At 67.1% G+C, this 25,755-nt stretch carries 22 protein-coding genes; 16 read left to right on the top strand and 6 right to left on the bottom strand.

Going from position 1 to position 25,755, the window contains the following annotated elements:
• The 6 genes from paaC to CFB34_RS22945 all read left to right on the top strand — a co-directional run bounded on the left by paaC (position 1) and on the right by CFB34_RS22945 (position 4,947).
• Positions 1-804, top strand: coding sequence for a 1,2-phenylacetyl-CoA epoxidase subunit PaaC (gene paaC, locus CFB34_RS22920; RefSeq protein ID WP_089439023.1), 804 nt, complete (start codon positions 1-3; stop codon positions 802-804).
• 30 nt (positions 805-834) lie between these two features.
• Entirely contained in the window at positions 835-1,395 is a 561-nt protein-coding gene (paaD, locus tag CFB34_RS22925; protein ID WP_089439022.1) for a 1,2-phenylacetyl-CoA epoxidase subunit PaaD, read from the top strand.
• Positions 1,396-1,400: 5 nt separating this feature from the next.
• Positions 1,401-2,489, top strand: a complete 1,089-nt coding sequence (gene paaE / locus CFB34_RS22930; protein ID WP_089439021.1) for a 1,2-phenylacetyl-CoA epoxidase subunit PaaE — start codon at positions 1,401-1,403, stop codon at positions 2,487-2,489.
• 128 nt (positions 2,490-2,617) lie between these two features.
• Complete coding sequence (locus CFB34_RS22935) at positions 2,618-3,442, top strand: DUF1835 domain-containing protein (protein WP_089439020.1); 825 nt, start codon at positions 2,618-2,620, stop codon at positions 3,440-3,442.
• Positions 3,443-3,458: 16 nt separating this feature from the next.
• Positions 3,459-4,064 (top strand): TetR/AcrR family transcriptional regulator, encoded by a 606-nt coding sequence (locus CFB34_RS22940; protein WP_006482923.1) that lies wholly within the window; start codon positions 3,459-3,461, stop codon positions 4,062-4,064.
• A gap of 235 nt (positions 4,065-4,299) precedes the next feature.
• Positions 4,300-4,947: a GNAT family N-acetyltransferase gene (locus CFB34_RS22945; protein ID WP_039366876.1), complete on the top strand. Its 648-nt coding sequence runs from the start codon at positions 4,300-4,302 to the stop codon at positions 4,945-4,947.
• A gap of 53 nt (positions 4,948-5,000) precedes the next feature.
• Here CFB34_RS22945 and CFB34_RS22950 read toward each other — a convergent pair whose 3' ends face one another.
• The gene (locus tag CFB34_RS22950; protein WP_089439019.1) at positions 5,001-5,525 is read right to left on the bottom strand and encodes an Lrp/AsnC family transcriptional regulator; all 525 of its coding nucleotides are present in this window, start codon (positions 5,523-5,525) and stop codon (positions 5,001-5,003) included.
• 212 nt (positions 5,526-5,737) lie between these two features.
• Here CFB34_RS22950 and hppD point away from each other — a divergent pair, with 212 nt between their 5' ends.
• On the top strand, positions 5,738-6,835 hold the full coding sequence (hppD, locus tag CFB34_RS22955) for a 4-hydroxyphenylpyruvate dioxygenase (protein ID WP_089439018.1): 1,098 nt from the start codon (positions 5,738-5,740) through the stop codon (positions 6,833-6,835).
• 132 nt (positions 6,836-6,967) lie between these two features.
• Here the strand turns inward: hppD and CFB34_RS22960 are convergent, their stop codons facing one another.
• On the bottom strand, positions 6,968-7,162 hold the full coding sequence (locus CFB34_RS22960) for a hypothetical protein (protein ID WP_089439017.1): 195 nt from the start codon (positions 7,160-7,162) through the stop codon (positions 6,968-6,970).
• Between the two features lie 330 nt (positions 7,163-7,492).
• Here CFB34_RS22960 and CFB34_RS22965 point away from each other — a divergent pair, with 330 nt between their 5' ends.
• Positions 7,493-11,083 (top strand): indolepyruvate ferredoxin oxidoreductase family protein, encoded by a 3,591-nt coding sequence (locus CFB34_RS22965; RefSeq protein WP_089439016.1) that lies wholly within the window; start codon positions 7,493-7,495, stop codon positions 11,081-11,083.
• A gap of 149 nt (positions 11,084-11,232) precedes the next feature.
• On the opposite strand, the gene CFB34_RS22970 is transcribed toward CFB34_RS22965, so the two are convergent.
• Positions 11,233-13,503: an NADP-dependent malic enzyme gene (locus tag CFB34_RS22970; RefSeq protein ID WP_089439015.1), complete on the bottom strand. Its 2,271-nt coding sequence runs from the start codon at positions 13,501-13,503 to the stop codon at positions 11,233-11,235.
• Positions 13,504-13,961: 458 nt separating this feature from the next.
• Here CFB34_RS22970 and CFB34_RS22975 point away from each other — a divergent pair, with 458 nt between their 5' ends.
• From CFB34_RS22975 to CFB34_RS23005, 7 genes are all read left to right on the top strand, one after another.
• The gene (locus CFB34_RS22975; protein ID WP_011350651.1) at positions 13,962-14,648 is read left to right on the top strand and encodes an orotate phosphoribosyltransferase; all 687 of its coding nucleotides are present in this window, start codon (positions 13,962-13,964) and stop codon (positions 14,646-14,648) included.
• Positions 14,649-14,903: 255 nt separating this feature from the next.
• Positions 14,904-15,497: a YbhB/YbcL family Raf kinase inhibitor-like protein gene (locus tag CFB34_RS22980; RefSeq protein ID WP_089439014.1), complete on the top strand. Its 594-nt coding sequence runs from the start codon at positions 14,904-14,906 to the stop codon at positions 15,495-15,497.
• A gap of 247 nt (positions 15,498-15,744) precedes the next feature.
• Complete coding sequence (locus CFB34_RS22985; RefSeq protein ID WP_039366855.1) at positions 15,745-16,317, top strand: flavodoxin family protein; 573 nt, start codon at positions 15,745-15,747, stop codon at positions 16,315-16,317.
• 154 nt (positions 16,318-16,471) lie between these two features.
• Positions 16,472-17,422, top strand: a complete 951-nt coding sequence (gene argC / locus CFB34_RS22990; RefSeq protein ID WP_089439013.1) for an N-acetyl-gamma-glutamyl-phosphate reductase — start codon at positions 16,472-16,474, stop codon at positions 17,420-17,422.
• Between the two features lie 435 nt (positions 17,423-17,857).
• Positions 17,858-19,288, top strand: coding sequence for a DUF2957 domain-containing protein (locus CFB34_RS22995; RefSeq protein ID WP_089439012.1), 1,431 nt, complete (start codon positions 17,858-17,860; stop codon positions 19,286-19,288).
• 150 nt (positions 19,289-19,438) lie between these two features.
• Positions 19,439-20,689, top strand: a complete 1,251-nt coding sequence (locus CFB34_RS23000; RefSeq protein WP_089439011.1) for a DUF2957 domain-containing protein — start codon at positions 19,439-19,441, stop codon at positions 20,687-20,689.
• Positions 20,690-20,707: 18 nt separating this feature from the next.
• Positions 20,708-21,541: an OmpW family outer membrane protein gene (locus tag CFB34_RS23005; protein ID WP_089439010.1), complete on the top strand. Its 834-nt coding sequence runs from the start codon at positions 20,708-20,710 to the stop codon at positions 21,539-21,541.
• A gap of 184 nt (positions 21,542-21,725) precedes the next feature.
• Here CFB34_RS23005 and CFB34_RS23010 read toward each other — a convergent pair whose 3' ends face one another.
• Positions 21,726-22,655 (bottom strand): LysR family transcriptional regulator, encoded by a 930-nt coding sequence (locus CFB34_RS23010; protein WP_089439009.1) that lies wholly within the window; start codon positions 22,653-22,655, stop codon positions 21,726-21,728.
• Positions 22,656-22,752: 97 nt separating this feature from the next.
• Between CFB34_RS23010 and CFB34_RS23015 the strand changes: the two genes are divergently transcribed.
• On the top strand, positions 22,753-24,054 hold the full coding sequence (locus CFB34_RS23015) for an MFS transporter (RefSeq protein ID WP_089439008.1): 1,302 nt from the start codon (positions 22,753-22,755) through the stop codon (positions 24,052-24,054).
• An 87-nt stretch (positions 24,055-24,141) separates the two neighbouring features.
• Here CFB34_RS23015 and CFB34_RS23020 read toward each other — a convergent pair whose 3' ends face one another.
• Both CFB34_RS23020 and CFB34_RS23025 read right to left on the bottom strand, forming a co-directional pair.
• Entirely contained in the window at positions 24,142-24,783 is a 642-nt protein-coding gene (locus CFB34_RS23020) for a LysE family translocator (RefSeq protein ID WP_089439007.1), read from the bottom strand.
• Positions 24,784-24,859: 76 nt separating this feature from the next.
• Positions 24,860-25,729, bottom strand: a complete 870-nt coding sequence (locus tag CFB34_RS23025) for an NAD(P)-dependent oxidoreductase (RefSeq protein WP_039366834.1) — start codon at positions 25,727-25,729, stop codon at positions 24,860-24,862.
• Positions 25,730-25,755 lie beyond the last annotated feature (26 nt).

Raw genomic sequence — 25,755 nt, forward strand, 5'->3', positions numbered from 1 at the left:
ATGACGATCACGCCCGAACACCTCTCCTATGTGCTGCGCCTCGCGGACAACGCGCTGATCCTCGGTCAGCGCAACGCCGAATGGTGCGGCCACGGCCCGATCCTCGAGGAAGACATCGCGCTCACCAACATGAGCCTCGACCTCATCGGCCAGGCGCGCATGCTGTATACGCACGCGGCCGAACTCGAGCGCCAGCTCACCGGCGCGACGAAGACCGAAGACGACTACGCGTACTTTCGTACCGAGCGCGAGTTCGCGAACTTCACGCTCGCCGAGCTGCCGCACTATGGCCCGATCGCCGGCACCGCGCGCGCCGACAACGATTACGCGGTGACGATCGTGCGCAACTTCCTGTACTCGGCGCTGATGCTGCACGTGTGGACCGCGCTCGAAACGTCGACCGACACGCAGCTCGCCGCGATCGCCGCGAAATCGGTAAAGGAAACCCGCTATCACGTGCAGCACGCACGCGAGTGGCTGGTTCGCCTCGGTGACGGCACCGACGAATCGCACCGCCGCGCGCAGAACGCGCTCGACTACCTGACGCCGTACACGCGCGAATTCTTCGCTGCCGATGCAATCGACGACGCGGTCGTCGCCGCGGGCATCGCCCCCGCGCCGGCCACGCTCGAAGCAGCGTGGCGCGCGAACGTGGACGACGCGCTCGCGGAAGCGACGCTCACGCTGCCGGCCCCCGTGCAGCATGTGACGACCGGCAAGCAGGGCGAGCACTCGGAGCACATGGGCTACCTGCTCGCGGAACTGCAGAGCCTCGCACGCCAGCATCCCGGCGCGAGCTGGTAACCGGCCGCCCCCGCCCAACGGAGCCCGACGATGTCCGTCCAGACCGCCCCCGCTAACGCCGATCCCGTCGCGCGCCACGCCGACCCGTTGCTCGCCCGTGCATGGGACGTGCTCGAAGCCGTGCCCGATCCCGAGATCCCTGTCGTGTCGATCCGTGAGCTCGGCATCCTGCGCGACGTCCGCCGCGCGGACGACGGCCAGCTCGAGGTCGTGATCACGCCGACCTACTCGGGCTGCCCGGCCATGTCGCAGATTGCGGAGGACATTGCCGCCGCGCTGCAGGCCGCGGACCTCCCGGCGCACCGGATCGAGACGGTGCTCGCCCCTGCGTGGACGACCGACTGGATCACGCAGGAAGCGCGCGACAAGCTGCGCGCGTACGGCATCGCGCCGCCAGTCGGACAGTGCGGCACCGCCGCGCCGCGGGAAAACGTCGTGCGCTTCGTGCCGCGACCGGTCGCGGCCCCCGCATGCCCGCGCTGCGGCTCCGCCCGCACCGAGCGTCTCGCGCAATTCGCGTCCACGGCCTGCAAGGCGCTGTATCGCTGCGTCGACTGCCGCGAACCCTTCGACTACTTCAAACCTTATTAATCGATATGGCGACCCCGCAATTTCATCCGCTGCGTATCCGCGACGTGCGGCCCGAGACCGCCGACGCCGTCACCGTCTCCTTCGACGTGCCGCCCGAGCTGCGCGATGCGTACCGCTTCACGCAGGGCCAGTTCGTCACGCTGAAGACCCACATCGACGGCGAGGAAACGCGCCGCTCGTATTCGATCTGCGTCGGCACGACGGACTACGATCGTGACGGCGAACTGCGCATCGGCATCAAGCGGGTGCGCGGCGGCCGCTTCTCGAACTTCGCGTTCGACTCGCTCAAGCCGGGGCACACGATCGACGTGATGACGCCGGACGGCCGGTTCTTCACGCACCTGAACGCCGATCACGGCAAGCAGTACGTCGCGTTTTCCGGCGGCTCCGGCATCACGCCCGTGCTCGCGATCGTGAAGACGACGCTCGAACTCGAGCCGCGCAGCACGTTCACGCTGATCTATGGCAACCGCAGCGTCGACGCGATCATGTTCGCGGAGGAGCTCGAGGACCTGAAGAACCGCTACATGAACCGCTTCGTCCTCTATCACGTGCTGTCGGACGACCAGCAGGACGTCGCGCTGTTCAACGGCGTGCTCGACCAGGCGAAATGCGCGGAATTCCTCGACACGCTGATGCCGGCCGACGCGATCGACGAGGCATTCATCTGTGGCCCCGCGCCGATGATGGATGCAGCCGAGGCCGCGCTGAAGGCGGCCGGCGTGCCGCAGGCGAAGGTGCACGTCGAGCGCTTCGGCACACCGTTGCCGCAGGCCGGCGCGCCGATCGTCGAAATCACCGACCAGACCCCGGCCGCCGACCTCGAAATCGTGCTCGACGGCAAGAAACGCAAGCTGCGCCTGCCGTACGAAGGCGTGAGCCTGCTCGACATCGGCCTGCGCGCAGGCCTCGCGCTGCCGTACGCGTGCAAGGGCGGCGTGTGCTGCACGTGCCGCGCGAAGGTGCTCGAAGGCGAAGTGCGGATGGAGAAGAACTACACGCTCGAAGAACACGAAGTGAAGGACGGCTTCGTGCTCACGTGCCAGTGCCACCCGGTCAGCGACAAGGTCGTCGTGAGCTACGACGAGCGTTGAGCGACGTCGCGTCGCGGCGCCGGACGGTTTCTCGCCGTCACACATCTCGCTTACACTAGGGGCCGCCGGCCGGCTGGACATCGCAACGTCCGCCCGGCCGGCGGTTTTCTTTTGTTGACGACAGGCCGATGAGTACCATTCATGTGATTCAGGGCGGCACCGCCGCCGCGTCGCTGCGCGAGGCACTCGCGCAAGCCGGACGCGACGAGCGCGTCGTCGGATTGCTCGACGATCTCGGCGTCGGGCCGCTCAAGGGCGCCGACGAGACGCCCGACACGCGCGCCGCCTTCTGGCAGCGCGTGCTCGGCGACCAGATTCCCGACTGGAACGCGGAGATCGAAGGCGAGTTCGCGCGCCTCGACCAGCTCGCGACGGATACCGGCCAGGTGGTGGTGTGGCACGCGCCGAGCGTCGGCGACAAGCTGCTGCTGCGCCGCGTCGCCTATCACCTGCGCAACGTCCCGCAACGCCTGAACGAAGTGCGTCTGTCGGCCGCCGATCTCGACTCGGCGCAGCGCACGGCGCTGTCGCGCACCGACCAGGCGTGCGCGACCGGCATGTTCTCGCCGGCCGAGCTGGCGCGCAAGCGCCCGGTGGCCGCGCCGATCTCGGTACTGCGCATCGGCCGCCTCGCACTCGAATGGCAGGAGGCGAAACACCTGAACGCCGAGCTGCGCTACTGGGTCAGCAACACGATCAAGAGCGGCTACTATGAGGACCTCGACGCGCTGATCGTCGCGCGCGCGGAAACCGACTGGCGGCCCGCGGCGCGCCTCGTCGGCACCATCATGGCCGACGCCGACCGCGGCGGGCTGTTCGTCAGCGACTCGATCGCCTGGTGGCGCTGCCGCGAACTCGCGGCAGCCGGCCGGCTCGAGCTGCAGGACGACGCGCCCGACGCCCTCTCTTCCACGCAGGTGCGCGCGGCCCGCACGGCCACCGCGCACCGCTAATCTTCCCCATTCGACCATGGCCCGTACCCGAGCGCCCGACCACGAATCCCAGCGCGAGCAGATCCTCGATCTGGCCGCCGAGAAATTCGCGCAGACGAGCTACCCGAGCACGTCGATGTCCGATCTCGCGACCGCGAGCGGCACGTCGAAGGCGCGCCTCTATCACTACTACGAGAGCAAGGAAGCGATCCTGTTCGACCTGCTCGACCGCTACACGAAACGGCTGATGCTGATCATCGCCGAGGTCGAAGGGGCGAGCCAGCGACGCGGCCTCAGCGAGCGTGACGCGTTCGCGGAGCTCGTGCGTGCGTTCCTCGCCGAATACGAGACGTCGCACAGCCGGCACGTCGCGCTGCTCAACGACGTGAAGTATCTCGAGGACGCGCAGCGCGAAATCGTGCTCGACCGCCAGCGCGACATCGTCGCGGCATTCACGCGGCAGCTCGCACGCGCATACCCGGACCGCATCTCGAAGGAAAACCAGACGTCCGTGACGATGATGGTGTTCGGGATGATCAACTGGACGTTCACATGGCTGAAGCCGGGCGGCCGCCTCGGCTACCGGGACTTCGCCGAGCAGGTGATCGACCTGATCGAGCGCGGGCTGTCGACGGCGGCCTGATTGCCGCGCAGCAGCATGCGTTGCGCGACGGGTACACTTCGACCACTCGCCGCGCATTTCATATGATGAATTTTAAATTCGTTAAAAATCAAATAGATACTAAATTAACTAAGCGGTTTTAGAATTTCTCCTCGGCACAAATAACGTCAAATACGGGTTTTCCCCAACCCTCGTCGGGTAAAATGCTGTTGCATTGCACAACCCGCTTGTGCAGCCACACACTGAGGAACCCACGATGAACACGCAATTCAACGGCCCTGCCGAAGTTGTCGGCACGGTCGGCAGTGCGCCGGTTCTCGTCAGGGAACTGGCTTCCAAAGACCGTGAGCAGATGCTCACCCACTTTCTCTCGCTCGACGAAGAGGACCGCCTGCTGCGCTTCGGCCAGATGGTGCCCGACCACGTGATCGAGAATTATGTCCGCACGATCGACTTCGGCCGCGACACCGTGTTCGGCGTGTTCGACCACGACCTCGAACTGATCGGCGTCGGCCACCTGGCCTACCTGCCGGCCGAGGGCGACAAGCGCACGGCCGAATTCGGCGTGTCGGTGCTCGAAAGCGCACGCGGCCGCGGCGTCGGCTCGAAGCTGTTCGAGCGCGCGGCGATCCGCAGCCGCAACACGCACGTGACGATGCTGTACATGCACTGCCTGTCGCGTAACGCAACGATGATGCACATCGCGAAGAAATCCGGGATGCGGATCGAGTACGCGTACGGCGAAGCCGATGCGTACCTGTCGCTGCCGCCGGCCGACCACTCGACGATCATCGCCGAGATGCTGCAGGAGCAGGCCGCGGTGTTCGACTACGCGATGAAGCGCCAGGCGCGCCGCACCACGAAGTTCATCGAATCGCTGATGCCCGCCGCGCTGACGGCGTAACTTCAGCCAGCCGGGCCGCGCCTGCCGCGCGCCCGGCCCCTCCCCGCCGCGCACTAGCGCACCGAACGAATCGGCAACGCCGTCGTCTCCTTGAAGCATTCGAGCGAAAAGCTCGTCTTCACGTCGATCACCGACGGGTGATGCAGCAGGTGCTCCTGCACGAAGCGGGAGAAATGCGCCATGTCCTCGACCTGCACGCGCAGCAGGTAATCCATGTCCCCCGTCATCGCATGGCACGCGACCACTTCCGGCCAGGTCTGCACGGCCGCGCGAAACAGGTCCGCATGGGTCGCGCCCGCCCGCGCCGACGTTTCGTCGGCCCGCACCGGCGCCAGGCCGCCGCGCTTCTCGAGCCGCACGCTCACGTATGCGAGCAGGTCGAGCCCGAGCTTTTGCGGGTCCAGCAGCGCGACATAACCGGTGATCACGCCGATCTCCTCGAGCCGCCGGATCCGCCGCAGGCACGGACTCGGCGACAGGTTCACGCGCTCGGCGATCTCCTGGTTCGACAGGCGCCCGTTCTCCTGAAGAATCGCGAGAATCCGCCGGTCGATGGCATCCAATTCGGCTTGCGCCATCTTCTGCCCTCCAATGAATGGTTTGAGACGGGAAATTGCGCCATCGTAGGTTCGGGCAATTAAGTTCGCAAGTTTACGCTCGCGGCTGCCCGCTACACTCTGTCGCACGTACCGATTCGTCGCGCACGCCACCGCGTGTGCCACGTTCGACATCGAACCAGGCCGGGCCTGCACACGTCGCCCCGGCCGATCGCCCCCACAGGAGACACGCCATGCAGATCCCGAACTGGGACAACCCCGTCGGCACCGACGGCTTCGAATTCATCGAATACACGGCACCGGACCCGAAAGCGCTCGGACAACTGTTCGAACGGATGGGTTTCACCGCGATCGCGCGCCACCGCCACAAGGACGTGACGGTGTACCGCCAGGGCGACATCAACTTCATCATCAACGCCGAACCCGATTCGTTCGCGCAACGCTTCGCGCGCCTGCACGGCCCGTCGATCTGCGCGATCGCGTTCCGCGTGCAGGACGCCGCGAAGGCGTACCAGCACGCGCTGGAACTCGGCGCATGGGGCTTCGACAACAAGACCGGCCCGATGGAGCTGAACATCCCGGCGATCAAGGGCATCGGCGATTCGCTGATCTACTTCGTCGACCGCTGGCGCGGCAAGAATGGCGCGCAACCGGGCGCCATCGGCGACATCAGCATCTACGACGTCGACTTCGAGCCGATCGCCGGCGCGAACCCGAACCCGGTCGGCCACGGCCTCACCTACATCGATCACCTGACGCACAACGTGCATCGCGGCCGCATGCAGGAATGGGCCGAGTTCTACGAGCGCCTGTTCAACTTCCGCGAAGTGCGTTACTTCGACATCGAAGGCAAGGTGACGGGCGTGAAGTCGAAGGCGATGACGTCGCCGTGCGGCAAGATCCGCATCCCGATCAACGAGGAAGGCTCGGATACGGCCGGCCAGATCCAGGAATACCTCGACGCGTACCACGGCGAAGGCATCCAGCACATCGCGCTCGGCGCCGCCGACATCTACCAGGCGGTCGATGGCCTGCGCAGCAAGGAAGTGAAGCTGCTCGACACGATCGACACGTATTACGAACTGGTCGACCGCCGCGTGCCGAACCACGGCGAATCGCTGGACGAACTGAAGAAGCGCAAGATCCTGATCGACGGCGCACGCGACGACCTGCTGCTGCAGATCTTCACCGAGAACCAGATCGGGCCGATCTTCTTCGAGATCATCCAGCGCAAGGGCAACCAGGGCTTCGGCGAAGGCAACTTCAAGGCGCTGTTCGAATCGATCGAACTCGACCAGATCCGCCGCGGCGTCGTGCAGGACAAGGCCTGACGCATCCGGCGGGCGGCTGCCCAGGGCAACCCGGCAGCCTGCACGATCCGGCGGCGCAAATAAAAAGGGCGGGAATCCGTGGATTCCCGCCCTTTTTGCATTCCGGCGCGGCCCGCGGGCCGCGCGAGCGGATCAACCCGCGTTCGCCTTCGACTCGACGGCGCGCTCGGCCGACGGCTGCGCGACGGCGTCCTGGGCCGGCACGATCTGCTGCATCTGCGCGCCGGCGGCCGCCAGTGCGCTCGCGCCTCGCGCGTGCACCGGGCCGGTCATCGAGAAAAACGCGGCGGACACGATCAGGAAACTCTGGATATGACGTGTGTTCATTGCACCTCCTGTAAAACTGCCGGCGCCTCCCCGATTGCGTCGAAACAAGCCAACGCGACCGGACACCTCCGGCAGGCCGACAAGATTAACGGCGTTTGCCCGAAGATGGGGCCGGCTTTACATGCTTTTACATGATGTAACGCATGGTTCCGCCCTGTTTTTCTGATGCGCCGCCGCAATTCCCCCGCGTTCCAACCGATGGGCGGCGGGTTTGCCCCAGTGCTACCATCGCTTAAAACCGGCCAATATGCCGGCCACTGCAGACGCGTCCACAAGACGCCTGAAGCAGTCGAGTTTTGGTGATCCCAAACTGGGTGGAGGAGACAGTTAATGAATGCCCCGCTAGACGCAGGCCAACGCGCATCGCTAGAAGCCGCGCTGAAGTCCGTCACGCTTGACGACAAATACACACTGGAACGCGGCCGCGCTTACATGAGCGGCATCCAGGCCCTCGTGCGCCTGCCGATGCTCCAGCAGGAACGCGATCGTGCCGCCGGCCTCAATACCGCCGGCTTCATCTCCGGCTATCGCGGTTCCCCGCTCGGCGGCCTCGATCTGTCGCTCTGGAAAGCCAAGCAGCACCTGGCCGCCCACCAGATCGTCTTCCAGCCCGGCCTCAACGAAGATCTCGCCGCCACCGCCGTGTGGGGCTCGCAGCAGGTGAACCTGTACCCCGGCGCGAAGCACGACGGCGTGTTCGGCATGTGGTACGGCAAGGGCCCGGGCGTCGACCGCACGGGCGACGTGTTCAAGCACGCGAACTCGGCCGGCTCGTCGCAGCACGGCGGCGTGCTGGTGCTCGCCGGCGACGACCACGCGGCGAAATCGTCGACGCTCGCGCACCAGTCCGAACACATCTTCAAGGCCTGCGGGCTGCCGGTGCTGTTCCCGTCCAACGTGCAGGAATATCTCGACTTCGGCCTGCACGGCTGGGCGATGAGCCGCTACTCGGGCCTGTGGGTCGCGCTCAAGTGCGTGACGGACGTGGTCGAATCGTCGGCATCGGTCGACATCGATCCGCACCGCACCGAGATCGTGCTGCCGACCGACTTCATCCTGCCGGAAGGCGGGCTGAACATCCGCTGGCCCGACCCGCCGCTCGTGCAGGAAGCCCGGCTGCTCGACTACAAGTGGTATGCGGCGCTCGCCTACGTCCGTGCGAACAAGCTCGATCGCATCGAGATCGATTCGCCGAGCGCGCGCTTCGGGATCATGACCGGCGGCAAGGCGTACCTCGACGTGCGCCAGGCGCTGACCGACCTCGGCCTCGACGACGAAACCTGCGCGCGGATCGGCATCCGGCTCTACAAGGTCGGCTGCGTGTGGCCGCTCGAAGCGCAGGGCGCGCAGGCGTTCGCGCGCGGGCTCGACGAAATCCTCGTCGTCGAGGAAAAGCGCCAGATCCTCGAATACGCGATCAAGGAAGAGCTGTACAACTGGCCCGACGGGCAACGTCCGCGCGTGTTCGGCAAGTTCGACGAGAAAGACGGCGCCGGCGGCGAATGGTCGGTGCCGATGGGCAACTGGCTGCTGCCCGCGCACTACGAGCTGTCGCCCGCGATCATCGCGAAGGCGATCGCGACGCGCCTCGAGAAGTTCGAGCTGCCGTCCGACGTGCGGGCGCGCATCGCCGCACGCCTCGCCGTGATCAACGCGAAGGAAATGGCGCTCGCGAAGCCGCACGTGCAGACCGAGCGCAAGCCGTGGTTCTGCTCGGGCTGCCCGCACAACACGTCGACCAACGTGCCGGAAGGCTCGCGCGCGATCGCCGGCATCGGCTGCCACTACATGACCGTGTGGATGGACCGCAGCACGAGCACCTTCAGCCAGATGGGCGGCGAAGGCGTGCCGTGGATCGGCCAGGCGCCGTTCACGGACGAGAAACACGTGTTCGCGAACCTCGGCGACGGCACCTATTTCCACTCGGGCCTGCTGGCCGTGCGCGCGGCGATCTCGTCGAAAGCGAACATCACCTACAAGATCCTCTACAACGACGCCGTGGCGATGACGGGCGGCCAGCCGGTCGACGGCGTGCTGACGGTGCCGCAGATCACGCACCAGCTCGCGTCCGAAGGCGCGAAGAAGATCGTGATCGTCACCGACGAGCCGGAAAAGTACGACAGCCAGAAGGCGCTGCTCGCGCCGGGCGTGACGATCCATCACCGCGACCAGCTCGACGACGTGCAGCGCGAGCTGCGCGAGATCGAAGGCACGACGATCCTGATCTACGACCAGACCTGCGCGACCGAGAAACGCCGCCGCCGCAAACGCGGCACGTATCCGGACCCGGCCAAGCGCGTCGTGATCAACGACGCGGTGTGCGAGGGCTGCGGCGACTGCTCGGTGCAGTCGAACTGCCTGTCGGTCGAGCCGCTGGAAACCGAATTCGGCACGAAGCGCCAGATCAACCAGTCGAGCTGCAACAAGGACTTCTCGTGCGTGAAGGGCTTCTGCCCGAGCTTCGTCACGGTCGAGGGCGGCCAGCTGAAGAAGCCGAAGGCCGTGTCGGTCGACGGCAACGCACTGCCGCCGATCCCCGAACCGACGCTGCCGGACATCGACCGCGCCTACGGCGTGCTCGTCACGGGCGTCGGCGGCACGGGCGTCGTCACGATCGGCGCACTGCTCGGGATGGCCGCGCACCTGGAAAACAAGGGCGTGACCGTGCTCGACGTCACCGGCCTCGCGCAGAAGGGCGGCGCCGTGATGAGCCACGTGCAGATCTCGCACGCGCCGACCGACATCCACGCAACGCGGATCGCGATGGGCGAAGCCGACCTCGTGATCGGCTGCGACGCGATCGTCACGGCCGGCGACGAATGCACGTCGCGGATGCGGCACGACACGACGCGCGTGGTCGTCAACAGCGCGCAGACGCCGACCGCCGAGTTCATCAAGAACCCGAACTGGTCGTTCCCCGGCCTGTCCGCGGAAAACGACATCCGTGCGGCGGCGGGCGAAGCCGTCGATTTCATCGACGCGAACCGCTTCGCGGTCGCGCTGCTCGGCGACGCGATCTACACGAACCCGTTCGTGCTCGGCTACGCGTGGCAAAAGGGCTGGCTGCCGCTGACGCTCGCGTCGCTGGTCCGCGCGATCGAGCTGAATGCGGTATCGGTCGAGAAGAACCGTGCGGCCTTCGACTGGGGCCGCCGCGCCGCGTACGACCTGGCGAGCGTGAAGCAGGCCGCGGCCGGCGACGCGCGCCCCGTGCAAGGCGCCACGGTGATTTCGCTGCACACGAAGAAGGCGGTCGACGCGCTGATCGCGAAGCGCGTGGAATTCCTCACCGCGTACCAGAATGCAGCGTACGCGGCACGCTATGCGGCGTTCGTCGACAAGGTGCGCGCCGCCGAGCGCGCACTGGCGGACGGCGACACGGCGCAGGAGCAGCTGACTGAAGCGGTCGCGCGCAACCTGTTCAAGCTGATGGCGTACAAGGACGAATACGAGGTCGCGCGGCTGCAGTCCGATCCGGCATTCCTCGCGCGCCTGACCGCGCAGTTCGAAGGCGACTGGAAGCTGAAATTCCACCTCGCGCCGCCGCTGTTCGCGAAAACGGACGCCCACGGCCATCTCGTGAAGAAGGCGTACGGCCCGTGGATGATGTCGGCGTTCCGGCTGCTCGCGAAGGCGAAGTTCCTGCGCGGCACGGGGCTCGACCCGTTCGGCCGTACCGCGGAGCGTCGCACCGAGCGTGCGCTGATCGGCGAGTACGAAGCGCTGATCGACGAGGTGCTCGCCAAGCTGAACGCGGCCAACCGCCCGCTCGCCGTCGAGCTCGCGGCGCTGCCGGACGGCATTCGCGGCTATGGCCACGTGAAGGAGAACAACCTGCGCGCGGTACGGGTGAAGTGGGACACGCTGCTCGCGAAGTGGCGTTCGCCGGCCGGCGGCCAGTCGCACCAGCAGGTCGCGTAACGGCACGCGGCGGGCATTCGCGGCCGGATGCCCGCCGGTGAGCGGCTATCCGATCACGTCGCTTCACGATAAAAAAACGCCACGGAACGCAGGTTCCGTGGCGTTTTTCATTGCGCCGCGCGTGAAGCGCGGCACACGCGGGCGTGGACTTACTTCGTGTTCACGTTCGCGGCGGCAACGGCCGTCATGTTGATGATCCGGCGCACGGTCGCGGCCGGCGTCAGGATGTGGGCCGGCTTCGCCGCGCCGAGCAGGAACGGGCCGACCGTCACGCCTTCGCCGCCGACCATCTTCAGCAGGTTGTACGCGATGTTCGCCGCTTCGACGTTCGGCATGATCAGCAGGTTCGCTTCGCCCGACAGCGTCGTGCCGGGGAAGGCCTGCTTGCGGATCATTTCCGACAGCGCCGCGTCGCCGTGCATTTCGCCGTCGACTTCCAGGTTCGGCGCACGTTCGACGATCAGCTTGCGGGCTTCGCCCATGCGGCGCGACGACGCCGACGGCGCGCTGCCGAAGTTCGAGTTCGACAGCAGCGCAGCCTTCGGCACGATGCCGAAGCGCTCGATCTCGGCCGCGGCCTGGATCGTCATGTCGGCGAGCTGTTCCGCGCTCGGCAGCTCGTTCACGTACGTATCGCACACGAACAGGTTGCGGCCCGGCAGCATCAGCAGGTTCATCGCCGCGAAGTGCTCGGCGCCCTTCGCACGGCCCAGCACCTGCTCGATGAACTTCAGGTGGCTGTGGAACGTGTCGATCATCCCGCAGATCATCCCGTCCGCGTCGCCCAGATGCACGAGCATCGCGCCGATCAGCGTGTTGAACTTGCGCATCGCGGCCTTCGCGACTTCCGGCGTCACGCCGTCGCGCGCGCCGATCTCCTGATACGCCTGCCAGTAGCGGTGGTAGCGCGCATCGTCTTCCGGATCGACGATCTCGAAATCGGTGCCGGCCTTCAGCTTCGAGCCGATCTTCGCGAGGCGCATGTCGATGACCGACGGACGGCCGACGAGGATCGGCTTCGCGATCTTTTCCTGCAGCACGAACTGCGCGGCACGCAGCACGCGCTCGTCCTCGCCCTCGGCGAACACGATGCGGGCCTGCTTCTGCTTCGCGGTGGCGAACACCGGACGCATCACCATGCCGGTGCGGTAGACGGTCGCGCCGAGCTGCTCGCGGTACGCGTCCATGTCCTGGATCGGACGGGTGGCTACGCCCGAATCCATCGCGGCTTGCGCGACGGCCGGCGCGATCTTGATGATCAGGCGCGGGTCGAACGGCTTCGGAATCAGGTAGTCCGGCCCGAATTCGAGCGAGTGGCCTTCATACGCCTTCGCGACTTCCTCGCTCTGGTCGGTTTCCTGCGCCAGCTCGGCGATCGCGCGCACGCACGCGAGCTTCATTTCTTCCGTGATCGTCGTCGCGCCGACGTCGAGCGCGCCGCGGAAGATGAACGGGAAGCACAGCACGTTGTTGACCTGGTTCGGGTAGTCCGAACGGCCGGTCGCGACGATCGCGTCCGGGCGCACGGCCTTCGCGTCTTCCGGGCGGATTTCCGGTTCCGGGTTCGCGAGCGCCAGGATCAGCGGGCGCTCGCCCATCGTCTTGACCATGTCCTGCTTCAGCACGCCCGCGCTCGAGCAGCCGAGGAACACGTCCGCGCCGACGATCGCGTCGGCGAGCGTGCGTGCGTCGGTGGTCGCCGCATAGCGCTGCTTCGACGGATCGAGGTTGCCGCGCCCTTCGTAGATCACGCCCTTCGAATCGGCGACGAGGATGTTCGACTTCGTCAGGCCGAGGTTCACCAGCAGATCCAGACACGCGATCGCTGCCGCGCCCGCGCCCGAGCACACGAGCTTCACTTCGGACAGCTTCTTGTCGACGACCTTCAGGCCGTTCAGGATCGCGGCCGACGCGATGATCGCGGTGCCGTGCTGGTCATCGTGGAAGACGGGGATCTTCATGCGCTCGCGCAGCTTCTGCTCGATGTAGAAGCATTCCGGCGCCTTGATGTCCTCGAGGTTGATGCCGCCGAGCGTCGGCTCGAGCATCGCGATCGCCTCGACGAGCTTGTCGGGGTCGGACTCCGACAGTTCGATGTCGAACACGTCGATGCCCGCGAATTTCTTGAAGAGGCAGCCCTTGCCTTCCATCACCGGCTTCGCGGCGAGCGGGCCGATGTTGCCGAGGCCGAGCACGGCGGTGCCGTTCGTGATGACGCCGACGAGGTTGCCGCGCGACGTGTACTTCTGCGCGTCGAGCGGATCGGCGTGGATCGCTTCGCACGCAGCGGCGACGCCCGGCGAATACGCGAGCGAGAGATCCAGCTGGTTCGACAGCGGCTTGGTCGGGGTGACCGAAATCTTGCCGGGTTTCGGGTTCAGGTGATAAGCGAGTGCGGCCTGCTTCAGTTGTTCGTCCATGATTGACCTGCGAGAGACATGCGAAATATTGACGGTTCAGTACGCCGCACCTTCGGCCGCGTCTGCTTGAATCGAGGGGGTGATCGACTGCGAGACGGCACGCGACGCGCCGGATCGGCACGCCATCGAACCTTGGCGGGTGGCAAGAGGAAAGTACAAAGTACTGAACGATTTCTAAGGGTCGCCTAGTGTACACCCCCTAAATGACGCATGTTGGTGCAACGCCGCATCCCCCGCATCAGCGCAAGCGATCCGGCCCCGCTTGTTTCGCCGGTGGTGAGCCGCGCGGCGAACCCGCGCGAATTCCGCCGAAAACCGGCCTGAATCGGGTAAAATAGCGGGCTACGCGCGCAGCGATGCGATTGGCCCTCCGATCGCGCCCCCGCCCTCCGGGCAGGTTCCCCTTGCTGCGCCACCGGGCCCGCGCCCGCTCTTCGCTCATCACCCAAGGAATGCCCATGACAGGCTACGATCGTCAGTCGATCTCGGATACGACCGCCAAAATCCTGCTCGAAGTACAGGCAGTGCACTTCAACGCAGAAAAACCGTTCATCTTCACGTCCGGCTGGGCAAGCCCCGTCTACATCGACTGCCGCAAGCTGATTTCGTATCCGCGCGTGCGCCGCGCGCTGATGGAAATGGCTGAAACGACGATCACGCGCGACATCGGCTTCGAGCAGATCGACGCGGTGGCGGGCGGCGAGACGGCCGGCATCCCGTTCGCGGCCTGGATCGCGGACCGGATGATGGTGCCGATGCAGTACGTGCGCAAAAAGCCGAAGGGTTTCGGCCGCAACGCACAGATCGAAGGCCATCTGGAAGAAGGCTCGCGCGTGCTGCTGGTGGAAGACCTGACGACCGACAGCCGCAGCAAGATCAACTTCGTCAACGCGCTGCGCACCGCGGGCGCGACGGTGAACCACTGCTTCGTGCTGTTCCACTACAACATCTTCAAGGAAAGCGTGTCGGTCCTGAAGGACATCGACGTCGACCTGCACGCGCTCGCCACGTGGTGGGACGTGCTGCGCGTCGCGAAGGCCTCGGGCTACTTCGAGACGAAGACGCTCGACGAAGTCGAGAAATTCCTGCACGCACCGGCCGAGTGGTCGGCTGCGCACGGCGGCGCAACGTCCCCGAAGGACTGACGCCGCGCCGGCCCGCCGGCCGGCGTCCTGGCTGAACGAGCCGCCCGCTTCATCGCGGGCGGCTTTTTTTCGTCCGTCGATTTTGCGTCCGCCGATTCGTGCGGGAAACGATCGCGACCACGCGTCGCGGCGTGCGTCGCTCATCGAACCCTAATGCTAGACTTGATCCATCGCTGCCATCAGCTGCGCAGGCAACGCACTACGCCAACAATGCCGGACGCATCGGTCCGGCCCACGTGACGGGAGAAGCGCCATATGCGTGTGGATCGCCGGATCACTCCGCCTGCGCCATCAGGTCGCCCGTCGCCGTTCCTCGCCGCCCTCCTTTACGCCGCCGCCCTCTCTGCCCTGCCCGCGCATGCGGAAGGCCCGTTCACCGTGACGAGCGACGACCTGACGCCGGGCGGGCGCGTCCGCGCCGCGAACGTGTTCGACCGCGGCGACTGCAAGGGCGGCAACCACTCGCCGCAGCTCGCCTGGCACAACCCGCCGCCCGGCACGCGCGGCTACGCGGTCACGGTCTTCGATCCCGATGCGCCGGGGCACGGCTGGTGGCACTGGGCGGTGGCGGGCATTCCGGCGACGGTCACGAGCCTGCCCGCCGACGCGAGCGCGTCCGGGTTCCTGCGGCGCATCGGCGCGAGCGAGGCGCGCAACGACTTCGGGACCGACGGCTACGGTGGCCCGTGCCCGCCGCCAGGCAAGCCGCACCGCTACGTGATCACCGTCTATGCGCTCAAGGGCGACGACCTGCGCGTCGCGCAGGGCCGCCCCGCGCCGATGTTCGAGCACGAGATCGGCACGCTGGCGATCGGCACCGCGCAACTCACGGTCAGCTACGGGCAGTAACGGGGCAGTGACGGGCGGCGGGCGTGACGCGCCGCCACGCCGCCGCACCGCGATTGCCGGCTGCCGGCTGCCGGCCGCCGCGGCATGGCATGCTCCGCGCTCACGCGTTCTCCCGTCATTTCGGCTTGCTAGACTCGTCGTCACCGGTCGCGGCACCCTGCCGCGCATCCGTCGCGCCGCCCGCCGGCAGCGCGTGACGCGGCGAGCCTGCGGGCCGCCGTTCCCGTTCCTTTCCGGAGAACGCTTCATGTCGAACATCGTCATCGTCTATCACAGCGGCTACGGTCACACGCAGAAACTGGCCGAGGCCGTGCACGCGGGCGCGCAGGATGCCGGCGCGACCGTGCGCCTGCTCGCCGTCGGCGACGTCGACGACGCGGGCTGGGCTGCGCTCGACGCGGCCGACGCGATCGTCTTCGGCGCGCCGACCTACATGGGCGGCCCGTCGGCGCAGTTCAAGCAGTTTGCCGACGCGACGTCGAAAGCGTGGTTCACGCAGAAATGGAAGGACAAGATCGCCGCAGGCTTCACGAACTCCGCGACGATGAACGGCGACAAGTTCTCGACGATTCAATATTTCGTCACGCTGTCGATGCAGCATGGGATGGTGTGGGTCGGCACGAGCCTGATGCCGGCCAACTCGAAGGCGGCCACGCGCAACGACATCAACTACCTGGGCGGCTCGACGGGCCTGCTCGCGCAGTCGCCGGCCGATTCGACGCCCGACGAAGGCCCGCTGCCGGGCGACCTCGAGACCGGCAAGGCATTCGGCCGGCGGGTTGCCGAAGCGACCGCCCGGTGGGTGGCCGGCCGCGGCTGAGCATGCCCTGGCGCCCGCTCCGGCGGGCGACAAAGGGACACAAGACGGCCCGCCGGCCGTCTTTTTTTCGCCCCGCGCGGTGCAGGGCCGCCGGATGACGTCTTAAAATGGCGGATTCAGGGCGCGGGCCCCCGTTTCATTCAGTGAGAGCGAAATGAGCACCAAAGTTTTTGTCGACGGCCAGGAAGGCACGACCGGCCTCAAGATCTTCGAATACCTGTCGGCACGCAGCGACATCGAGATCCTGCGCATCGATGAGGCGAAGCGCAAGGACGTCGAAGAACGCCGCCGCCTGATCAACGCGTCGGACGTCACGTTCCTGTGCCTGCCGGACGTTGCATCACGCGAATCGGCCTCGCTCGTCGAGAACCCGAACACGACGCTGATCGACGCGAGCACCGCGTTCCGCACGAGCGCCGACTGGGCGTACGGCCTGCCGGAACTGACCCGCGCGCAGCGCGAGAAGATTCGCACGTCGAAGCGCATCGCCGTGCCGGGCTGCCACGCGTCGGCGTTCGTGCTCGCGATGCGCCCGCTCGTCGATGCCGGCATCGTCGCGCCGACGTTCGCCGCGCACAGCTACTCGATCACCGGCTACAGCGGCGGCGGCAAGTCGATGATCGCCGACTACGAAAACGCGGCGCCGGGCGGCAAGCTCGCGAGCCCGCGCCCGTATGCGCTCGGCCTCACGCACAAGCACCTGCCGGAAATGGCCGCGCACACGGGCCTTGCGAACCCGCCGATCTTCACGCCGATCGTCGGGCCGTTCCTGAAGGGCCTCGCGGTGACGACCTACTTCACGCCCGAGCAGCTCGCGAAACGCACGACGCCGCAGGACGTGCAGCGCGTGTTCGCCGAGTACTACGCGGACGAAGCATTCGTGCGCGTCGCACCGTTCGATGCGGACGCGAACCTCGACGGCGGCTTCTTCGACGTGCAGGCGAACAACGACACGAACCGGGTCGACCTGTTCGTGTTCGGCAACGCGGAGCGCTTCGTCACGGTCGCGCGCCTCGACAACCTCGGCAAGGGCGCATCGGGCGCCGCGATCCAGTGCATGAACCTGAGCATCGGCGCGGCCGAGGACGCAGGTCTCAAACGCTGATTCAGCATCGCATGCAATGCAAAGCCGGCCACTGGCCGGCTTTTTATTTACCCCTGTCAGGCAATATATAAAAAATTCCGGATCGCGCATTTACAAATATTTACAAGCTTTCCATTGCGCGATTACCAGTGAATTAACCCCGCCCTTTCTTTATCCAGTCAATCCCGAATAGGGATAAACCGGATACCGCCGCTTTAAACACTGCCGTTATACGCAGGAAGGCGCTGCGCCGGCCCGTCCGGCGTCGCACATCCCCCACTCCAGCCGCTTTCGGCAGCCCGTCTCACGTTTTAATTCTTACCGAATGCCGTGTCGGACAAGGATTCAATACACGCTGCCCGTTTCAATCGCCTTTTTTAGACGGGTTCATCAATTGACAGCAAAAATCAAGGCGGCGACATTAGCTCGCACAATTAAACGATTGGAGACAGCGGCATGTCGCACACCTTATCGAAGGGGGTGGCAACGGCCTTTGCCATTGCCCCTTTCCTGGTTGCATGTGGTGGGGGGGACGGCGGCGCACCCGCGCCGATCAATGCGCCCCAATGTTCCGGATCCAGCTGCGGCACGCAAGGGCCGCCGCCGTCACAGCCCATCAACGGTGCGCTGTGCCCGGCCAACGCCGACATCGTGAAGAGCACGTACCTCGGCGGCGCCGGTAGCGGCGAGATCGTCAGCGTCAACATCGACGCGGTGGCGATGACCTACACGCTCAAGTGGCTCGAATCGCCGATTCCGCTCGCGACCGGCACGGTCACGCCGAGCCGCGCCGGCACGACGATCACCGGTGCAGTCATGCACCCACCGACCGGCGTACTGCCGACCGCCGAGCAGACGCGCTGCGCGTTCATCCTGACACCCGGCACGGGCAAGGCGCCGAGCGGCGCTACGTACTCGACGGCCGCCGACTTCAACCAGGCGAACCCGCCGATGCTGCTGGTCGGCATGGGCGTCGCAGGCGGCGGCATTCCGGGCGCGACGATCCAGTACGACGGGCTGACGATCAGCGTGGTCGGCCTCCCCGTATTCAAGAACGTCGGCCAGGTGCCGAATCGTCACTTCGATTTCTATCCGTTCCTCGGCTTCGCAAGCACGACGACGGATATCTCGAAGCTGCCGGGCACGTACAACGCGCTGATCTACCACCTCGTGCCGTCGGGCAACTACGCGACGAAGGGCACGAACTCGAGCGAGACGTTCGACGCGAACGGCGCGTGCACGTCGAGCAGTTCGGGCGGCTGCCAGACGACCGGCAACCCGTGGACCGTGAACACCGCGAACGGCGGCTACTTCGACAGCACGAAGGCGCCGCAGACGCTGCCGCAAACGCAGTTGCCGCTCGTCGGCGCGACCGGCAAGTCGGCGACGGCGCACATGGTGATCGGCCAGCTCAACGGCGCGACGGTGCCGGTGATCGTGCGCACGGGCAACGTGAACCTCGGCACGCCGCCGCTGCATACCGACGCGCAGGTCGACGACGAATCGGGCATCGCGGTGCTCGGCGCGGCGACGGCGATCACGTCGGGCGCGATCGACGGCGGCTACGCGGGCGCGGACTCGAACTTCAAGTACACGGCAGCGCTGATCCGCGGCAGCAACGCGTCGTTCATCAACCCGTCCACGCAGGTCGAGGAAGACGGCTTCACGCTCGACTACGGCCAGACGACGCCGGGCCTGCTGAACGCGACGACGACGCCGCCGAGCGGCGCGACCTATCCGTCCGCTTCGGGCGTGGTGATCGCGACGGGCGGCCTGTATGCGGCGCTGATCCAGGGCACCGTGAACGGCGGCGTCACGTCGACCTCGGCGAATTCGACGACGTCGTCGACCCCGTACTTCGGCGTGGGCGCGCAGATCAGCAAGTAGCGAACGAGGGCGCGGCGGCGGGCTGACCGCCGTCGCGTGACGCTGGGAAGGCACGAAGGCGCTCGGCACGGCGCAAGCAGGACGAGCACGACCAACAGAAGCGGCCGACAGGGAGCTGGCCGCCGCACAAGACAAATCTGGAGGAGCAACATGAAGCGCAACCTCATTCTGGCGGCGGCCTTTGCCGCCCCCCTTCTTTCCGCTTGCGGCGGCAGCGGCAGCGGCGGCGACAACCCGCCCCCGCTCGTCGAAGACCGGCTCTGCCCCGCCACGCTTGACTACAACACCGTATTCACGGGCGGCGCGGGCAGCGGCGAGCTCGCGAAAGTCCAGCTCGACACGACCAAGATGACCTGGCAGGTCACCTACGTCGAATCGGCCGTCCCGCAAAAGACCGGCACCGTCACGCCGACCCGCGCAGGCACCGTCGACAGCGGCACGCTCACGCAGGAAACGCTGCTGCCGACCAACAAGCTGAACCAGTGCGCGTTCCGGCTGAACGGCGCGAGCCTCGATGCGTCGCGTCCGGCACGCATCTTCGTCGGCTTCGGCGTCGCGGGCGGCACGATCCCCGGCAAGGAAATCCAGTTCGACGGCGTGCTCGGCCAGGCCGCGGTGCCCGATACGAAATTCCCGTACTACCCGTTCATCGGCTTCTCGTCGATCGAAACCGACATCACGAAGGTCGCGGGCACGTACAGCCACGTCGGCTTCGGCGAAGTGCCGTCGCAGAAGTTCGCGCCGGCGTCGATCGACGCGAAGGTGACGATCAACGCGGACGGCACGTGGACCAAGTGCGACACGACCGGCCAGTTCGCCGGCGGCGCCTGCACGCAGCAAGGCACGAACTTCGTGCAGTCGGCCGACGGCAGCGGCGCGTTCCAGTCGAACAACTACGCGAGCCAGCTGAAACCGACGCTGTCGGCGACGCCGCAGGGCAAGGGCTTCATGATCGTCGGCAAGCTGCGCAACCAGCTCGTGCCGATCCTCGTACGCACGGGTGTCGCGAACCCGAACCCGACGCCCGACAGCAACGGCGTGCCGGGCCTCACCGCCGACGACGAATCGAGCATCTCGATCCTCGCGCCGCAGACGGCGATCGCGCTCGGCTCGCAGAACGGCGAGTACATCGGCGTCGACAGCCAGTTCGACTACCGGACCACCGCGCTGATCGACAAGCAGGCCACGCTGCTCGATCCGTTCAACGCGTCGCAGGCCTCGCTCGCGACCGCGCTCGATCTCGACTACACGCAGAAGGTGCCGGGCACGGTCACGACGATTCACACGGGCTCGGGCAGCACGTCGCCGACCGGCAAGTTCATCTTCACGGGTGGCGTGTTCGGTTTCCTCGACAACGCGGGATCGACGCCGTATTTCACGATCGGCGCATTCGTCCAGTAAGCGGAGGGAAGAGCCGTGATGAAGAAGACCCTTCTCTGCGCGGCGGCCAGTGCCGCCGCCGTGGCGCCGCTCGCGGCGCACGCGCAGAGCGCCGGCAGCAACGTCGTGACGCTGGGCTGGTTCCATATCATGCCGCAGCAGAGCAGCACGCCGATGACGACCAACGTCGCGCCGACGCCGATCAACACGCCGCTGCGGCTGCCGCCGTCGTTCACGTCGCCGGGCACCGGGCTGCACACGAGCGGCGCCGACACCGTGGGGCTGACGGTCAGCCACTTCCTGACCGACCATATCGCAGTCACGTCGGTGGCCGGCGTGCCGCCGGTGTTCAAGGTGTCGGGCCAGGGCACGATCAAGCCGCCGGGCCCGGCCGGCGCGCTCGGCACGCAGAACATCGGGCTGGCGTCGGTCAACCCGATCGTGAAGAGCGTGCGGCAGTGGAGCCCGGCGGCGATCCTGCAGTACTACTTCGGCGCGGCGAACGCGAAGTTCCGGCCGTTCCTCGGCCTCGGCGTGTCGTACAACTGGTTCAGCGACCTGCAGCTCAACACGAACTTCATCAAGCAGACGCAGGACAACCTCGGCGCGGTTCTCGCGGCGGGCGCGGGCAAGCCGGGTACGACATCGGTGGAGGCGAAGGCGTCGTCGTCATGGCAGCCGGTGTTCAACGCGGGCCTGCAGTACAACATGACGGAGCATTTCGGGCTGATCGCGTCGGTCACGTACATCCCGCTGAAGACGACGTCGACGGTGACGATCAAGGCGGCCGACGGCACGGTGCTCTCGGAGTCGAAATCGGACCTGAAGGCCGATCCGATCATCAGCTACGTCGGGATGACGTACAAGTTCTGAGCGCAACGACCGACGACGAATGGAAGGCCGCGACAAAATCGCAGGCAAAAAAAAGCCCGCCTAAGAGGCGGGCTGAATCCATATCAGAGGAGACATGGAGGAGACAGGTGCAACTATAGCGAATCGGTTTCCGCATTGCAACATTTCCGTAGAGAAAATAAGGATTTTCCCTCGAATGTCGCCTCTAGACCGTCTTTACCGCATCTGACCCCGCCCTGTTTTCCCGGTCGAGCACTTCGCCCAGCGCATCGCGCAGCAGCGCGACGGGCCGCACCAGCCGGCCCGGCAGCGCGCCGTGCACGATCCACACGTTGATCCGCGTCTCCAGCCCCACCGTTTCCACCACCCTCAGCGCATCGCGATGCGCGCTGCGCGCCAGCGCGTTCGGCGCCGCGATGCCGATGCCCGCGCCGCGCGCGACGAGCGATAGCTGCAGCTCCGAGCCGAACGCCTCGACCGCGACGTCGAACGGCAGCCCGGCCGCGCCGAGCATGCGGCTCAGCGCCGAACGCATCCCGCAGCCGTCCTGGCTCAGCACCCACGGAAAACCCGACAGCGTGTCGATCGACAGCGGACCGTCCGGCAGCGGATAGTCGCGCGCGGCGACGAGCACCGTCGGCTGCGTGCCGATCAGCGTCGACGCGAACGTATCGGGCAGCGTCGAACTGGCCGGCACCATCACGGCCGCGACGTCGAGCGTGCCCCGCTCGACGCCTTGCATCAGCGCCGGCGACCAGCCGGCCGTCACCCGCAGCGTGAGGCGCGGAAACGCGTCACGCAGCCGGTCGATCGGCTGCTCGAGTGCCAGCTCGGACAGGAACGGCGGCACGCCGATGCGCAGCTCGCCCGATGGCTCGCTGTCCGGCGCGCCCGCCGCCATCAGCTCGTCCACCGCGCCCAGCACGTTGCGCGCGAGCGCATAGACGTCGCGCCCGGCGGCGGTCGGCTTCAGCGGCTTGCTTTGCCGCTCCAGCAGCGGCATGCCGAGCAGCGTTTCGAGGTTCTGCACGCGCCGTGTCAGGCCCGGCTGCGTCAGGTGGAGCTTCGCGGCCGCGGCGACCATCGACCCGCTGTCGACCACCGCGACGAATGCCTGGAGATCACGCGTATTCAAAACAAACTCGCATAATCATGTTAGAGATATTTCAATTGTCGCATAAACATCGGACACCTACGATGAGGACTCCTTCGACCCATTCGCCAGGCTTCCAATGAACTGCCCTGCCAACCCTTGCCATTCCGCCGCGCGCCCGCCCGTCAACGCGCCGGCCGGCGCCGGCACGCCGCCCGCGCTGAGCGCCGGCATGACGCTGTTCTTCGCCGCGACGGTCGGCGTGATCGTGATGGACCTGTTCGCCGCGCAGCCGCTGACGGGCCCGATCAGCGCCGACCTGCACCTCCCGCCCGGCCTGGCCGGCCTCGTCGCGATGCTGCCGCAGCTCGGCTACGCGGCCGGGCTCGTGCTGCTCGTGCCGCTCGTCGACCTGCTCGAGAACCGCCGCCTGATCGTCACGACGCTGGCCGCGTGCGCGGCTGCGCTCGCGCTGCCGGCGTTCACGCGGTCGGGCACCGTATTCCTGCTGGCGACGCTCGTGGCCGGCGCCGCGTCGAGCGTGATCCAGATGCTCGTGCCGATGGCGGCGTCGATGGCGCCCGAGGCGCAGCGCGGCCGCGCGGTCGGCAACGTGATGAGCGGGCTGATGCTCGGCATCCTGCTGTCACGGCCGCTCGCAAGCCTGATCGCGGGCTCGGCCGGCTGGCGCGGGTTCTACGTGCTGGCCGCGCTCGCGAATGCCGCGATCGCCGTGGTGCTCGCGCTGCGCCTGCCGGCGCGCACGCCGTCGATCTCGGCCGGCTACCGCACGCTGCTTGCGTCGATGGGGCGCCTGCTCGCCGACGAGCCGGTGCTGCGCCGGCATGCGCTGTCGGCCGCGCTCGCGATGGCCGCGTTCAGCGCATTCTGGACCGCGGTCGGGCTGCGGCTCGCGCGGCCGCCGTTCGGCCTCGACCTGCACGGTATTGCGCTGTTCGCGTTCGCCGGCGCGAGCGGCGCGATCGTCACGCCGCTCGCGGGCCGTGCCGGCGACCGTGGGCATGGACCTGCGGCGCAGCGGATCGCGCACGGCACGATGCTCGTGGCGCTCGTCGTGCTCGGGACCGCGGGCGCCGGCTGGTTCGGCTTCGACGCACGCATGCATCGCGGCCTCGCGCTCGCGCTGCTGGCCGGCGGCGCGGCGCTGCTCGATGCGGGTGTCATCGTCGACCAGACGATTGGCCGCCGCGAGATCAACCTGCTGAACCCGGCCGCGCGCGGCCGCCTGAACGGCTTGTTCGTCGGGCTGTTCTTCATCGGTGGCGCGCTCGGCGCGGCGCTCGCAGGCAGTGCGTGGGCCTGGGGCGGGTGGAGCGCGGTGTGCGGCGTGGGGTTTGCGTTCGCCGGCGCGGCCGCCGTCTTCGGGATCGCGTCCGGACGTGGCCCCGACGCGGCGGCATGGACGCGCCCGCGTGCATGAGCGAGCGCGTGACGGAGGCCCGAAAAGCAGAACGCCCCGCCCTCTTGCGAGGGACGAGGCGTTCGGTACGCCGGTGTCAGTGCGAAATCAGTGACGGACCAGCGCCATCATCGCGCCGAAGCCGACGAAGAGGCCGCCCGTCAGCCGGTTGAAGATCTTCGCCACGCTCTGGCTCTTCAGCGTCGCGCCGATGCGCGTGCCGAACGACGCGTAGACGAGATACCAGCTCACCTCGATCACCGCGAACGTGACGACGAGGACGCCGAACTGCGGCAGCGTCGGCTCGGCCGCGTTGATGAACTGCGGCAGCAGCGCGGCCGCGAACAGGATCGCCTTCGGGTTGCTGCCCGCGACCAGGAAACCGTTGCGGAACAGCGTCCCGCGCGATGCCGGCGTGGCCTGGCGCGACACGGTGTCGACGTCGGCGGCAGGTTGCGCGTCGTCGACGCGTGCGCGCCACGCCTTCACGCCGAGGTAGATCAGGTAGGCCGCACCCGCGAAGCGCAACGTGTTGAACATCGCCGGCCACGCTTCGAGCACCGCGCCGAGGCCCGCCGCCGACACCGACAGCATCAGCACCAGCGCGGTGAGGCAGCCTGCCATCGTCCACGTCGAGCGCCGCAGCCCGTGCCGCGCGCCGTGCGTCATCACCAGCAGCATGTTCGGGCCCGGAATCGCCGACACGACGAACACCGTCGCCACGAAAAGCCACCACGTATGCAAGTTCATGCCCGCCTCTGCGTCGATGTAAGGAAAAACGAACTGTCGATTATGCCGGTGTGCCGGACTTCTGTCGCGCGTCGGCTCAGCGGCCAGCGCGGCGCAGCGCGACTTCGCCGAGCACCGCGAAATCCTGCTCGCCGCCGCCGTGCGCCAGCGCGTCGAGCAGGTTGTCGCGCACGACGCTCGCGACCGGCAGCGGCACCGACACGGCGTCGCCGGCTTCCAGCGCGAGGCGAACGTCCTTCAGCCCGAGGCGCGCCTTGAAGCGCGCGGGCTCGTAGCGCCGCTCGGCAATCATCGAGCCGTAGCCTTCGTAGACGGGGCCCGGAAACACGCTGCCGGTGATCACGTCGAGGAAGTCGCGCATCGCGACGCCGTGCGCGCCCAGCAATGCGGAGGCCTCGCCGAGCGTCTCGATCGCCGACGCGAGCGTGAAGTTCGCGGCGATCTTCGCGACGTTCGCGTGCTGCGGCAACGACCCGAACCGCCAGGTCTTCTGGCCGATCGCGTCGAACAGCGGCTGCACGCGGTCGATCGCCTCGGCCGGGCCACCCGCCATGATCGTCAGGCGCGCGGCGGCGGCGACGTCGGGCCGCCCCATCACCGGCGCGGCGACATAATGGATGCCGCGCGATGCATGCGCGTGCGCGAGCGATTCGGCCAGCGCGACCGACACCGTCGCCATGTTGACGTGGATCAGGCCGCGCGGCGCCTGGGCGAGCAGCGCGTCGTCGAAGATCGCGCGCGCCGCGGCGTCGTCGGCCAGCATCGAGAACACCGCGTCGCCGCGAAACGCGTCGGCCGGCGTGTCGACGATCTGCGCGCCGACGGCCGCGAGCGGCTCGGCGCGCTCGCGCGACCGGTTCCAGACCCGCACCGTGTGCCCGGCCTTCAGCAGGTTCGTCGCGATTGCCTGCCCCATTTCACCCAGCCCGATAAATCCGAGATCCATTACCCGCTCCTTCGCTCCGTGAAGCG

Source organism: Burkholderia sp. HI4860, from assembly GCF_002223045.2.
In the GTDB taxonomy this organism is placed as follows: Bacteria; Pseudomonadota; Gammaproteobacteria; order Burkholderiales; family Burkholderiaceae; genus Burkholderia.